A 12,294-nucleotide genomic window follows, 5' to 3' on the forward strand; every position below is an offset into this window, starting at 1 on the left:
GATGAGCAGTTCGGCGACGGTGTGGAAGGAGGCGTTCTCGTTGACGGCGGCGACGTCGGTGGTCATGACGTTCTCGATCTTCTGCACGGACATGGCTACCTGCCTTCCCCTTTCGAATCGTCGGTCTTCCAGGTGAGCCGGTCGACGACGTCGACCACGCCGTTGACCCGCCCGGTCATGCGGACGGCGATCGCGGCCTCGGCGCGGCGCTCCATCCGGCCGGACAGCGTCACGACACCCTGCCGCACGTCCACGCGGACGTCGCCGGTGTCGGCCCACAGGCTGCGGTCGAGAACATCGTCGCGCACCTCGGCGGCGATCGCCTCGTCGCCGCGCAGGAAGAGTTTGACCAGGTCACGGCGGCTGACGATGCCGACGAGGCGGCCGTTGTAGTCGACCACCGCGAGCCGCTTGATGCCGTGGCGGTCCATGAGGCGGGCGGCCTCGACGGCGGACGCCGGCGGCGAGATGGTGACGGCCGGGGCGGTCATCAGCTCGGCGGCGGTGTCGCCCTCGGCCTTCCGCCTTCCCTTGGGGTGGCGCAGCCGGGCGCGTAACGGGGGCCGGTAGCCCTCGCGGTAGAACTGCTCGCGGAACTCCTCCTTGCGCAGCAGGTCGGCCTCCGACACCATGCCGAGCACGTGGTTGTCGTCGTCGGTGACCGGGACGGCGCTGATGCCGCCGCTGATGAGCGTCTCGGCGATCTCCTTGAACGGGGTGGCGGCGGATACGGCGACGACCTTGTCCGTCATCACGTCCGCGACGGTCCTGCGCATGACATCCTCCTTGCCGGTTGCCCTCATCACACCTCGGGCGGGCGGCGGCGTTCAGAGGCGAAGGTCCCGAGCGGGACGGTCGTTGGTCCGCGCGGCAGCAGGTTCTCCATGGCGGCAGGTCGTCGCTGTGACCGGCCGGTTAGCTGAGCAGACCTCGACGGTACGCCTCGCCGACGGCGGCGGCGCGGTCGCGGACGCCGAGTTTGTCGTAGATGTGCAGTAGGTGAGTCTTGATGCTGGCCTCGCTGATGAAGAGCTTGGCGGCCGCCTGGCGGTTGGAGGCCCCGTCGGCGACCAGGGCCAGGACCTGCAGCTCGCGGTCGGTGAGGGGCGCCCTGACCGGCTTGCGCACCTGACCCATCAGCCGGCCCGCGACCGACGGCGACAGCACCGGCTCACCGGCGGCCGCGGCGCGGACGGCGCGCAGGAGCTCGTCGGTGGGGGCGTCCTTGAGCAGGTAGCCGGTGGCGCCGGCCTCGATCGCGGGCAGGACGTCGGAGTCGCCGTCGAAGGTGGTCAGCACGAGGATCTTGATGTGCGGGTGGGAGCGGCGCAGCGCGGTGATGGCGGTGACGCCGTCCATCTCGGGCATGCGCAGGTCCATCAGGACGACGTCGACCTCCAGCGCGGTGGCGCGATCGACGCCCTCGCGGCCGTTGGCGGCCTCGCCGGCGACCTGGATGTCGGGTTCGGCCTCGAACACGGCACGCAGGCCGTTGCGGACGATGGGGTGGTCGTCGACGATGAGGAGACGGATCACTGCGGGTTTCCTTGGAGCGCGGGGACGGTGGCGCTGACGGCGGTGCCCTCTCCGGGCGTGCTCTCGATCTCCAGCGAGCCGCCGACGCCGCGCAGGCGTTGCCTCATGCTGCTGAGCCCGAATCCTTTACCGCCGGGGTCGCGGAAGCCGGTGCCGTTGTCGCGGATGTCGAGCAGGACGACGGAGCCGGTGTAGGAGAGGGTGAGGCCGGCCCGGGTGGCGCCCGCGTGCTTGGCGACGTTGGCGAGGGCCTCCTGCGCGACGCGGAAGAGGGTGACCTCGATGGCGGGGCTGAGCGGCACGCGGTCGCCGGTCACCTCGACGTGGAGATCGACACTGGTGGTCTGGGCCCAGTTGCGGGCCAGCACGGTCATGGCTTCCGGCAGGTGGGCGTCCTCCAGCTGGTGGGGCTGGAGGGCGGCGACGGAGCGGCGGGCCTCGGTGAGGCTGTCCTGGGCGAGATCGAGCGCGAGCTCGACGTGGGTGCCGGCGTCCTCGACGCGCTGGGCGGCGCGTAACTGGGTGATGATGCCGGTGAGGCCCTGGGCGAGGGTGTCGTGGATCTCGCGGGCCATGCGCTGGCGTTCGTCGAGGATGCCGGCCTGGTGGGCCTGGGTGAGGAGCTGGGCGTGCAGGTCGGCGTTCTCCTCCAGGGCGGCCTGGAGGTCGCTGACCGCCTTGCGGTATTTGCGCTGCCGCTCCTCGATCTTGACGCCGGCGATGTGGCCGCCGCCGATGGCGACGGTCTGCACGGCGACGATCGCCAGGTGGAAGGCGATGAGCTGGACGGTGGCCTGGGCCCAGTCGATCGTCGACTGGTACAGCACGACGGAGGTGGCGGCGACGGCGGCGAAGGTCCACTTCGACGGAGCGAAGTTGGCGGCGAGGAAGAAGCCCGACGTGCAGTAGATGATGAAGATGGGGTCGTGGGCGGTCAGCAGGGCGGCGGTGACCAGCATGCCGGCGAAGTGCACGGTGACGGCGGCCCTGCGCCCGCGCATCGCGGCGGGGAGCAGGGCGCGTGAGCCGATCAGCCAGGCGAGGGCCAGGCCGGTGAGCGCGAGGGTGCGCGGGATCCCGCCCGCGGGCTGGACGGGTGCGGCCAGACTGATGACCAGCGAGGCAGCGAGGGTGACATAGGGGACGATCTCGATGGCGACGACGAAGCGTCGTTCCCAGGTGGAGGGCGGGAAGGGGTCGTTCATCCGGGGGTCCCCTCCTCTCGGGCGCGGACGGGTCTCACCGGGTGGTGGCCGGTGAGGTCGAGCTTAGGCGCATGGGGATCAGGAAGGCGTATCCGTACATGAGCAGTCCCAGGGCGATCATGAAGATGATCACCGGCCACTGCCAGATCGACGGGAGGTGAAGGGCGAGGAACCACACGGGGTTCTCGAACCCGAAGATCTTCATGACCATCGGCACGAGTCCCTGCGGGATCAGGGGGAGCCAGGCGATGGCGTGGCAGATCGTGACGCCGACGCGGTGACGGAGGGGAAGATCGGCGATGACCGGCTTGCCGGGCTTGGGCGCCGGTCCGTGCTTCATGAGGTTGAGCAGCTCGATTCCGTCCTTCTCCAGCCTGCGGCAGGCGATCGCGCCGAGCCCCCAGGCGCTGAGCGCGCCGGTCAGCAGCCCGGTGGCGAGGCCGGCCCAGGGGTCGAGCAGCACGGCGCCGGCCGCGGGCAGGGCGGTGGCGGGGACGGTGACGAGCACGGCCCAGGCGAGACCGGTCTCGGCGCTCTCGTCGGCGCCGGTGCTCAGGGGGTTGCCGCCGCGCTTGTGCGGGTCGGTGCCGGGGACGAGCGAGGTGACGGCGATCAGGACGATGACCCCGGCGCCACCGCCGAGGAGCGCGGGGAGCAGGGCGAGCATCCAGGGCCAGGCCCAGCTCTCGCCGCTGACCAGGCTCCCGGCCAGGGAGAGCACGACGGCGGCCGGGCCGACGACGAGCAGCCACGCGAGCTGGCGGCCCCGTACGTCCGCGCGTTCCGCCCCGGGGGTCATCAGGGTGAGCCAGAGCGCGGTCCCGTCGGCGCCGTAGAGGTTGGCCGAGGCCGCGGCGGCCACCACGATCGCTATGAGTCCCGTGAAGGGCACCACGATCCAGGTGCCGATGGTGACGAGCAGGAGCGGGGTGACGACGGCGTACGTCAAGGCGGTGACGAGCAGCTGGATGCGGACGAGGTCGCGCCACCAGGTGCGCAGTTCCCTGGCGGCGACGGCGCGGGCGCCGCCGGCGGCGGGGAAGGGGCGGGGCGTGCCCCGGCGGGGCGGCACACCACCGCGGGCGGCCGAGACGACGCGCCGCGACAGCAGGCGCGCCCAGGCGGCCAGGAGCAGGGCGATCACCCCGGCGCCCGCGGCGAGGATGGCGACGGCAAGGGGCCAGGGGGCTTCGATGGCGGCCACGCCCCATCCGGAGGGCAGCGCACGGAAGATGACCTCGGACCAGACCGCGCTGTCGGCGCCGCCCAGGGCCACGAGAGGCGCCCAGCCGTTGCCGCACAGAGCGATGGCGGCGCCGGTCACGACGCCGACCGCCGCCGCGGTGATCCTGGACCTGACGAACAGGCCGATGGCCGCCACGATGACCCGGGAGATCATCACCATGGTGACGAACGTGGTGACGGCCGCCGCCAGGCCGATGAGCACTCCGGCGAGGCCGTACCGCCAGCCGTGGACGGGCAGGGACAGCAGGGCGATGAGGGTGATCGCGGGCGCGGGGCCCGCGAAGGCGCCGGCGAGCAGCGCCGCCGCCATCCGGCCCGGCGCGATCGGGAGCATGGCGAAGTACTCGGGGCGCAGCGCCTCACTGCCGCCTCCCATGAGGATGGGGCCGAAGACCCAGCCGCAGAGCCAGCCGGCCAGGCAGAGCGGCAGGTAGGCGGGCCACAGGACGGCGACGGCGAGCGTCCCCAGGGCAAGGATCAGCCCGACCGCGCCGCCGATGTAGAGGTTGGAGGCGTTGTCGCCGCGCAGGGCGTTGCGCATGAGCGTGAGCCGCATGCGGATCAGGTGCCGGGCCAGGACGGCCGGGCCCGGAGGCAGCGGTGGAGTCAGGACGTGAGCCATGACAGCCCCTCCGTCGCTCGCGGGCGGGCGCCGACCAGGTCGACGAAGGTCTCCTCCAGGGTGGCGGCGCCGCGTACGTCGGCCAGCGGCCCGGCGGCCACCACGCGCCCGCCGGAGATGACGCCCACGTGGTCGCAGAGCTGCTCGACGAGCGGCATCACGTGGCTGGAGATGATCGCGGAGCCGCCCTCGGCGACGAACCTGCGCAGGATCGTCCTGATCGTGGCCCCGGAGACGGGATCGACGGCCTCGAAGGGCTCGTCCAGGACGAGCAGGCGCGGCGCGTGCAGGAGGGCGACGGCCAGGCCGATCTTCTTGCGCATGCCGGTGGAGTACTCGATGACCAGCGTCCGCTCGGCGGAGTCGAGTTCGAGGACGTGCAGAAGCTCTTCCGTGCGCTCGGCGACGACGGCGGCGGGCAGGCCGCGAAGCAGGCCGAGGTACGTGAGCACCTCGCGGCCGGTGAGCCGTTCGGGCATGGCGTTGCCGTCGGGCAGCACCCCGATCAGGCCCTTGGCCCGGACGGGGTCGCCCCAGACGTCCACGCCGAAGATCTCGGCGCGGCCGGCGTCGGGGCGGAGCAGGCCGACGGCCATGGCCAGGGTCGTGGTCTTGCCGGCGCCGTTGGGGCCGACCAGGCCGTAGCAGGACCCGGCGGGCACGGTGAGGTCGATGTCGTCGGCGGCGACGTGGTCGCCGAAGACTTTTCGAAGTCCGGTGGTACGGAGAGCGGGCATGGTTCGAGAATCGCCCCGGGACGCGGGCGGGGGATCGCCCGGGCGGAGAGCGGGATGGTGGATTCCGGCATCAACCGATCGGTTGATGCCGGAGCACGGTCAGGTGATCGGGAGGTTGCTGACCTGGCCCAGGTTCTCCGCCTCCAGCGTGACGGAGGAGACGTTGTCGGCGGGCGCCGGATAAGAGACGTAACCCCGGCCGGTCATGCCGTGATCGAGCGCCGGCACCCAGTTCTCGACGAACTCGGTGTACATCTTCAGCGGGTGGTAACGCGTCATCGTTGCCGGGTCGACCAGGATGAGCGCGCCGAAATCGGCTGCCGCGGAGAAGGCGCTGTCCCAGCCCGTGAAGGGGGCGGGCACCGGGATGAGCCGCTGGGCGCCTTCCGAGACGACGTCGGAGACGACCAGGCGGGTGGAGCCTCTGATGTCCGACGGCGGGCTGGTGGGCTCCGACCTGGGCGCCGCGGGAGCCGCCGCCCTGCTCGCCACGGCCTCCTCCACAGCCGCCTCGACGGCGGCGTGGTGGCCGCAGGCGGTGGTGCCGGCCGGGCTGCCCGGCAGCGGCTCGCGGGCCGGCGGCGGGTGGGAGGACGAGCTCGACGCACGCACCTCCTGCCCCACCCCCCGGGGCGTCCTGACCGGCGACACCGCCGTGGAGCGCGGCACGCCGGCCGGCGCCGTGCCCCAGGACCTGCTGGACGCGGCGTACGCGAACACCGCCGACGTCCCGCACCTGCGCTCCTGGCCGGGGACGCCGATCCGCTGGCGGATCGGGACGCGATCGCGCGGGCGGCCAAGATGCTGCGGCGCGCACGGCTCGGTGTCGTGCGCGGCGCCCACCACGACGTGCTCAACGACCTGCGGCACCGCTCGGTGGCCGCTGAAGTGGTCACGTTCCTGCAGGCCGTGCGCGAGGAACTGTGGCCGGCCGTCACCGTGGAGGCGAGCGCCTGGTGAGCGTTCTACTCCTTTCGCGGTAGAACGTACGGCGAATGGTGCAAGGCAAGGTGACGATCAACGGACGACGCGCTCCCGCCTCGGCCCGGCCTAACGTTTCTCCCCGAGACAAGCCGGACGAGAACCGAAGGAGTCCCCATGAACAGGAAGATGATGACCGCGATCGCCGGGCTGAGCGTGACGGCCGGTCTGCTGGTCTCGGCCGGCGCACCGGCGGGCGCCCAGGCCGATACGTCCACCCGGGCCGGCACGGCCGTGGTGGTCGCGCCGAAGCCGCCGAGGGGCGCCAGGGCGGTGGTTCAGGTGAGCCCCAACCCCACCACCAGGCGAGGCCAGCGGGTGACGATCACCGGTCACTGCGGCGGCGGCAAGGGGCTCAAGGCGGTGCTGGCCGGGGTGGACAGGAAGCACCCGGTGCTGCGGGACATCCGCATCGTCAAGGACGACGCGAAGGGGTTCGTGGCGAAGGCGACCCTCGCCCCCGGGATCGGCAACGGCGTCGGCCCCGTCTTCGTCGACTGCGGCGGCGAGGCGGGCGTGACCCTCCTCGTCACCCATGTCTGAGCGCACGTCTGAGCGCATGGCCGAACCATCCCCACGCCGCGAAGCCGTCCCCGCCCGGCACCTCGCCCGGATCACCGACCTCGCGCTCGCCGTCGTCACCCTGGTGTTCTTCGTCGCCGTGGCCCTCGCCACCGGGGTGCACGGCCCCTGGTCGGGCCCGATCCCCCTAGGGCTGTTCCTCGGCGCGCTGCTCCTGGTCAGACGCCGATGGCCGATGACCGTGCTGCTGCTGTCGATCGGGGGCGTCCTCGTCTACCACCTGACCGGGCACTGGTCTCCCGCCGGGTGGATCTGGCCGGCCGCGGTCGCCTACTTCACCGTGGCCACCACGCCCCGCGTGTGGTGGGCGGCCGCCGCCGGCCTGGCCCAGCTGGTCCACTCCGCGATCGACTTCCGCCCGGTCCTGGACCTCAACCCCAGCCGCTACCTGGTCCACGTCGCCGGGGAGGCACTGCTCCTCGCGATCCTCATCGCGGCGGGCCGCGTCCACGCCGCCGCGCTGCGCCGGCGCGAACAGCTGCGCGAGGCCGACAGCCGGGCCCGCGTGGCGGAGGAACGGCTGCGCGTCTCGCACGAGGTGCACGACGTCATCGCCCACACGCTGGCCGTCGTCGGCGTGCAGCTCAACGTGGCCGCCGACGCTTTGGAGGAGGAGGACCAGGCCGCGGCCGCCACCGCGCTGAGCCTGGCGAAGGACGTCAGGAGCCGGGCGATGGCCGACCTGCGCTCCCTCATCACGGTCCTGCGCGACGGCCCGGAGGGCACCGCGCCCCAGGCCGATCTGGCCTCCCTGGACACGCTCGTCGCCGACGCCCGCGCCGCCGGTCTCGCGGTGACCTTCGAGGAGCGCGGCGACCGGGCCGCCGTCACCGCCATTCCCGCCATCGCCGTGCACCGCGTCGTCCAGGAGTCCCTCGCCAACACGCTCAAGCACGCCGACGCGAGCGAGGTCGCGGTGACGATCGGCTACGGACCCCGCTCGATCACCGTCGAGGTCACCGACGACGGCCGAGGCGCCCCGGCAGCCGCCCCAGGAGCCGCGGCGGCCGGGGGTCACGGTCTGGCCGGCATGCGGGAACGGGTGAGCGCACTCGGGGGCGCGCTCACCGCGGGGCCCGCACCAGGCGGCGGCTTCACCGTACGGGCCGAGATTCCTGTGGCAGGCTCGTCGGCATGACGATCACGGTGCTCCTCGCCGACGACCAGGCGCTCGTCCGGGCCGGCTTCCGCAGCCTGCTGGCCCGCTCACGGGACCTCACGGTCGTCGGCGAGGCCCAGGACGGCGACGAGGCCGTACGGCTGGCGTCGAGCACCCGTCCCGACGTGATCCTCATGGACATCCGCATGCCCGGCACCGACGGGATCACCGCGACGCGCCGCATCGTCACCGACCCGGCCACGCGGGGCTGCCGCGTCATCATCCTCACCACGTTCGACACCGACGAACACGTCTTCGCCGCCCTGCGCGCGGGAGCCAGCGGCTTCCTCACCAAGGAGGTCGAACCCGCGGAGCTCCGCCGCGCGGTCACCGCGGTCGCCGGCGGGGACGCGCTCCTGTCGCCGGGCGTGACCCGCCGCGTCATCGAGCAGTTCGCCCACCGGCAGGACCTCACGCCCGCCGCGGGGGAGCGGCTGGCCGCCCTCACCTCCAGGGAGCGGGAGACGGTCAGGCTGGTGGCGCTCGGCCTGTCCAACCAGGAGATCGCCGAGCGCCTCGTCATCAGCCCGCTCACCGCCAAGACCCACATCACCAGGGCCATCGCCAAGCTGAACGTGCGCGACCGGGTCCAGCTCGTCATCCTGGCGTACGAGAGCGGCCTGATCAGGCCCGGCGGGTGAGCCCGAGGTCCTGAGCAGGTACGCCCGTCACCCGTCCGGGAGGTCGCCGGGGACGACGGCGACCGGGCAGGCGGCGTGCTCGACCATCGCCCGCACGACCGTGCTCAGCCGGCCGTGGTGGCGGGTCCGTTCCGCGCCCACGACGACCAGGCTCGCCCGGCAGGACGCCGTGCGCAGGGCCTCCTTCGCCGGCGCGGTGACGGCCTGCGCCTCCACGCCCACGTCGGTGTGCCGGACGCGCCAGGGGGCCAGGCGTTCCTCCATCCGCTCGCGCCCGGTCGCGGTGGCGGCCTCGACGTCGGGCACGGGCGCCATCGCCACGCCCCATGCCAGGTTCTGCAGGTGCACGGCGTGCACGGCCACGAGCGGAAGCTGACGCAGGGCGGCCTCGTCGAAGGCGAACTGCAGGGCCGCGTCCGGCGTGGCGGGGCTGAGGCCGAGGACCACGGGGCCGGGACGGGACGACGCCGGTATCGGGCCGGGGCCGCGTACGACGATCACCGGGGATCGCGCGTGGGCGGCGACATGGGCGGTGACCGAGCCGACGAGCGACCTGGCCAGGGCGCCCAGGCCCCGGCAGCCGACGACGACGAGGGCGGCGCCGGCCGACAGCTCGACGAGGCGTTCGGCGGGCGAGCCCTCGTACAGGTCGGTCATGACGTGGTCGACGGCGCTGGTGGCGCGGGCGCATTCGGCGCCGTGGGAGAGCACGTGCTCGGCCGCCTTGCGCAGATGGAGCTTGGCCTCCTCTGACGCCTCGCCGTACGGCCAGCGCCAGGCGTGCGTCAGCGTCAGCGGCAGCCCCCTCAGCTCACACTCGTCGAGCGCCCAGTCCAGAGCCTGGACCGAGAAGTCGGAGCCGTCGTAACCGACGACCACGCTGCGGACTTCGGCCATGGTTGTCACCTCGCATCCGCGACCCCTGACCGCCGGACTCTCACCAACGGCTACCCCATGAGAGGGGGCCTATCCCTCGGTCGCGCCGTGGAAGCGGGCACGGGATCACGGGACGGACCGCCCCGTCGGGTGCGCTATCGTAATTGCGCAGATTCGTAATTAATGAATGCGGCATTATGTGCGTGTGTTCGGGACGGAGGGCCCGTGATGTCGGTGCCGCTGTACGAGGCCAAGGCCGAGCTGTTCCGCCTCCTGGGCCATCCGGTCCGGATCCGGGTGCTGGAGCTGCTGCAGGACGGGCCGAAACCGGTCCGCGAACTGCTGGCCGCGATCGAGGTGGAGCCGACCGGCCTGTCGCAACATCTGGCGGTGCTGCGCCGCTCCGGCCTGGTCACCGCGCAGCGGGAGGGCACCACCGTGGTCTACGCGCTGGCCGGCGGCCGGGTGGCCGGCCTGCTGCGCGCGGCCCGCGAGCTCCTGGCCGAGAAGCTGTCCGGCCAGCACGAGCTGCTCAACGAGCTGCTGGAGAGCGGTGAAGAAGATGTGGCGCAAGATCGTTGAGACGGGGCGGGTGGCCGAGCCCGCCCCGGAGCGCGCCGGCGGCGAGGTGCCCGAGAAGGCCGCGGAGCTCGCCGGATCGGTGCAGATCAGGCACGTGGACGCGGGGTCGTGCAACGGGTGCGAGGTGGAGATCGCCTCGGCGTTCGGCCCGGTGTACGACGCCGAGCGGTACGGCGCGCGGCTGGTGGCCTCCCCGCGGCACGCCGACGCCCTGCTGGTGACGGGGCCGGTGACGCGCAACATGGAGATGGCGCTGCGCCGCACGCACGACGCGGTCGCCGAGCCGCGGCTGGTGATCGCGCTGGGCGACTGCGCCCGCGACTGCGGCGTGTTCGCCGGCGCGTACGGCGTGGCCGGGGCGGTGCGCGACGTGGTGGACGTGGACGTGGAGGTGCCGGGCTGCCCGCCGCGTCCCGAGGAGATCGTGGCGGCGTTGCGCGGGCTGACCGGCCGATGAACCTCGTCGGCACCCTGTACGTGACGGCCCTGGCCGGCTGCGCGCTCGCCGCGCTGGCCGCCCTGACGGCTCCGGCGCGGGCCAGGCTGCCGCTGGCGGGCTGGTGCACCGCGGTCGCGGGGGCCGTGGGAGCGGCGGCGGGAGTCTTCGCCCTTGCGGGCGGCGTTTCTCTGGGTGGTCCGGCGGGCGGGCCCGGCCCGAGCTGGTCGGCCTGGCTGCCGGACCTGCTGCCCCTGGCCGGCGTGCGGCTCGCGATCGACCCCCTGGGCGGGGTGTTCATCGCGGTCACCGGGCTGGTGACCGTGTGCGCGGCGATCTACGGCATCGGCTACTGCGCCCACGGCCTCGACGGGCGCCTGTTCCAGGCCGTGCTCCCGCTCTTCGTGGCGGCCCTGCTGCTGGTGCCCGCCGCGGCGAGCGTGAGCACGTTCCTGCTCACCTGGGAGCTGATGGCGGTGACCTCGCTGCTGCTGGTGCTGGCCGAGCACCGGCGGCGGGCGGAGGTGGGCCGCGCCGGGCTCTGGTACGCGGTCATGACGCACCTCGGCCTCGTCGCGATCCTGACCGGGCTGGTGGCGTTCGCCGCCGGGGCCGCCGGCGAGAGCTTCGCCCAGTTGCGCGCCGCCGAGCTGTCCTCGGGCGCCGCGACCGTCGTGTTCCTGGCGACGGCGGCCGGGTTCGCCTCCAAGTCCGGCATCGTGCCGCTGCACGTCTGGCTGCCCCGGGCGCATCCGGAGGCGCCGAGCCACGTCTCGGCGCTGATGAGCGCGGCGATGGTGAACCTGGGCGCGTACGGGATCATCAGGGTCGGGCTCGACCTGCTGGGCGGCGGGCCGGCCTGGTGGTGGCTGCTGGTGCTGGCGGCCGGCGCGCTGTCGGCCCTGTACGGCATCCTCCAGGCGGCGGTCACCTCCGACCTGAAGCGGCTGCTGGGCTACTCCACGACGGAGAACCTGGGCCTGGTGCTGGTCGGCGTGGGCGCGTCCGGCTTCTTCGCCGTCTCCGGCCTCCCCGTGCCGGCCGCGCTGGCGCTGGCCGCGGCCCTGCTCCACGTGGTCAACCACGCGGCGTTCAAGACGGTGCTGTTCCTGTCGGCCGGCTCGGTGCTGCACGCCACCGGCACCCGCGACCTCGACGCGCTGGGCGGGCTGCGCACCCGGCTGCCCTGCACCACGGCCGTGTTCGCCGTCGGCGCGCTGTGCGCCTCGGCGCTGCCGCCCGGCAACGCCTTCGTCAGCGAGTGGCTGCTGCTGCAGAGCCTGATCCACGCCCTGCCCGGCGCCGGGGTGGCGGGCGCGGTGACGATGCCGCTGGCCGTCGGGGTGATCGCGTTGTCGGCCGGGCTGGCCGTGGCGACCTTCGTCAAGGCGTTCGGGGTGGGCTTCCTGGCCCGGCCGCGCAACGCCGAGGCCGAGCGGGCGACCGAGAGCCCGCCGTCGATGCTGGCCGCGATGACGTTCGCGGCGGTGAGCTGCGTGGTGCTGGCGCTGGCCCCCACGCTGGTCGTGCCCGCGCTCGGCCGCGCCGTCGGCGTGATCTTCCCCGGGCGCGACGTGGTCAGCGGGGAGCTGACGCTGCGGCTGGCGGGCGTCTCGGGGATGATCTCGCCGCTGCTCATCGCCGTCGCCCTGGTGGCCGCCGTCGCGGCCGTGCTCGGCCTGGTACGGTTCA

14 protein-coding genes are annotated in these 12,294 nt (G+C 73.3%); 7 read left to right on the top strand and 7 right to left on the bottom strand.

Translation table 11 applies throughout. The features are described 5' to 3' along the window. Window positions 1-95 precede the first annotated feature (95 nt). From ABFX54_RS46890 to ABFX54_RS46915, 6 genes are all read right to left on the bottom strand, one after another. Complete coding sequence (locus ABFX54_RS46890) at window positions 96-776, bottom strand: CBS domain-containing protein (protein WP_346113566.1); 681 nt, start codon at window positions 774-776, stop codon at window positions 96-98. A 139-nt stretch (window positions 777-915) separates the two neighbouring features. Further along, on the bottom strand, window positions 916-1,536 hold the full coding sequence (locus ABFX54_RS46895; RefSeq protein WP_346113567.1) for a response regulator: 621 nt from the start codon (window positions 1,534-1,536) through the stop codon (window positions 916-918). Next, a complete protein-coding gene (locus ABFX54_RS46900) occupies window positions 1,533-2,741 on the bottom strand; it encodes a sensor histidine kinase (protein WP_346113568.1) in 1,209 nt (402 codons plus the stop codon). The genes ABFX54_RS46895 and ABFX54_RS46900 overlap by 4 nt, the downstream gene beginning before the upstream one ends. A 34-nt stretch (window positions 2,742-2,775) precedes the next feature. Beyond that, window positions 2,776-4,608: a hypothetical protein gene (locus ABFX54_RS46905; protein ID WP_346113569.1), complete on the bottom strand. Its 1,833-nt coding sequence runs from the start codon at window positions 4,606-4,608 to the stop codon at window positions 2,776-2,778. After that, window positions 4,593-5,345 carry an ABC transporter ATP-binding protein gene (locus tag ABFX54_RS46910; RefSeq protein ID WP_346113570.1) on the bottom strand — a complete coding sequence of 251 codons (753 nt, stop codon included), beginning with the start codon at window positions 5,343-5,345 and terminating at the stop codon, window positions 4,593-4,595. Before ABFX54_RS46910 ends, ABFX54_RS46905 begins: the two co-directional genes overlap by 16 nt. A 99-nt stretch (window positions 5,346-5,444) precedes the next feature. After that, window positions 5,445-6,188: a hypothetical protein gene (locus tag ABFX54_RS46915; protein WP_346113571.1), complete on the bottom strand. Its 744-nt coding sequence runs from the start codon at window positions 6,186-6,188 to the stop codon at window positions 5,445-5,447. Here ABFX54_RS46915 and ABFX54_RS46920 point away from each other — a divergent pair. The 4 genes from ABFX54_RS46920 (at window position 6,174) to ABFX54_RS46935 (ending at window position 8,708) form a co-directional block, all read left to right on the top strand. Then, window positions 6,174-6,305, top strand: a complete 132-nt coding sequence (locus ABFX54_RS46920; RefSeq protein WP_346113573.1) for a hypothetical protein — start codon at window positions 6,174-6,176, stop codon at window positions 6,303-6,305. The genes ABFX54_RS46915 and ABFX54_RS46920 overlap by 15 nt on opposite strands. 138 nt (window positions 6,306-6,443) lie before the next feature. Next, window positions 6,444-6,869, top strand: a complete 426-nt coding sequence (locus ABFX54_RS46925; RefSeq protein ID WP_346113574.1) for a hypothetical protein — start codon at window positions 6,444-6,446, stop codon at window positions 6,867-6,869. Continuing rightward, window positions 6,862-8,046, top strand: coding sequence for a sensor histidine kinase (locus ABFX54_RS46930; protein WP_346113575.1), 1,185 nt, complete (start codon window positions 6,862-6,864; stop codon window positions 8,044-8,046). The genes ABFX54_RS46925 and ABFX54_RS46930 overlap by 8 nt, the downstream gene beginning before the upstream one ends. Further along, window positions 8,043-8,708 carry a response regulator transcription factor gene (locus ABFX54_RS46935; protein ID WP_346113576.1) on the top strand — a complete coding sequence of 222 codons (666 nt, stop codon included), beginning with the start codon at window positions 8,043-8,045 and terminating at the stop codon, window positions 8,706-8,708. Before ABFX54_RS46930 ends, ABFX54_RS46935 begins: the two co-directional genes overlap by 4 nt. Window positions 8,709-8,735: 27 nt before the next feature. Here ABFX54_RS46935 and ABFX54_RS46940 read toward each other — a convergent pair whose 3' ends face one another. Continuing rightward, window positions 8,736-9,605, bottom strand: coding sequence for a universal stress protein (locus ABFX54_RS46940; protein ID WP_346113577.1), 870 nt, complete (start codon window positions 9,603-9,605; stop codon window positions 8,736-8,738). Window positions 9,606-9,812: 207 nt separating this feature from the next. On the opposite strand from ABFX54_RS46940, the gene ABFX54_RS46945 reads away from it, so the two are divergent. From ABFX54_RS46945 to ABFX54_RS46955, 3 genes are all read left to right on the top strand, one after another. Continuing rightward, a complete protein-coding gene (locus tag ABFX54_RS46945) occupies window positions 9,813-10,166 on the top strand; it encodes an ArsR/SmtB family transcription factor (RefSeq protein ID WP_346113578.1) in 354 nt (117 codons plus the stop codon). After that, complete coding sequence (locus ABFX54_RS46950) at window positions 10,147-10,623, top strand: NADH-quinone oxidoreductase subunit B family protein (protein WP_346113600.1); 477 nt, start codon at window positions 10,147-10,149, stop codon at window positions 10,621-10,623. Before ABFX54_RS46945 ends, ABFX54_RS46950 begins: the two co-directional genes overlap by 20 nt. After that, the coding region (locus ABFX54_RS46955) for a proton-conducting transporter transmembrane domain-containing protein (protein WP_346113579.1) at window positions 10,620-12,294 on the top strand (1,675 nt) is incomplete at its 3' end. The genes ABFX54_RS46950 and ABFX54_RS46955, both read left to right, overlap by 4 nt.

Origin of the sequence: Nonomuraea maheshkhaliensis (assembly GCF_039529435.1) — a bacterium.
Classification (GTDB): Bacteria; Actinomycetota; Actinomycetes; order Streptosporangiales; family Streptosporangiaceae; genus Nonomuraea; species Nonomuraea maheshkhaliensis.

Coding starts and splice junctions, on each gene's coding strand:
- ABFX54_RS46900 (WP_346113568.1), bottom strand. CDS start 2,741: ATGAACGACCCCTTCCCGCCCTCCACCTGGGAACGACGCTTCGTCGTC.
- ABFX54_RS46930 (WP_346113575.1), top strand. CDS start 6,862: ATGTCTGAGCGCACGTCTGAGCGCATGGCCGAACCATCCCCACGCCGC.
- ABFX54_RS46950 (WP_346113600.1), top strand. CDS start 10,147: ATGTGGCGCAAGATCGTTGAGACGGGGCGGGTGGCCGAGCCCGCCCCG.
- ABFX54_RS46905 (WP_346113569.1), bottom strand. CDS start 4,608: ATGGCTCACGTCCTGACTCCACCGCTGCCTCCGGGCCCGGCCGTCCTG.
- ABFX54_RS46935 (WP_346113576.1), top strand. CDS start 8,043: ATGACGATCACGGTGCTCCTCGCCGACGACCAGGCGCTCGTCCGGGCC.
- ABFX54_RS46940 (WP_346113577.1), bottom strand. CDS start 9,605: ATGGCCGAAGTCCGCAGCGTGGTCGTCGGTTACGACGGCTCCGACTTC.
- ABFX54_RS46925 (WP_346113574.1), top strand. CDS start 6,444: ATGAACAGGAAGATGATGACCGCGATCGCCGGGCTGAGCGTGACGGCC.
- ABFX54_RS46910 (WP_346113570.1), bottom strand. CDS start 5,345: ATGCCCGCTCTCCGTACCACCGGACTTCGAAAAGTCTTCGGCGACCAC.
- ABFX54_RS46945 (WP_346113578.1), top strand. CDS start 9,813: ATGTCGGTGCCGCTGTACGAGGCCAAGGCCGAGCTGTTCCGCCTCCTG.
- ABFX54_RS46890 (WP_346113566.1), bottom strand. CDS start 776: ATGCGCAGGACCGTCGCGGACGTGATGACGGACAAGGTCGTCGCCGTA.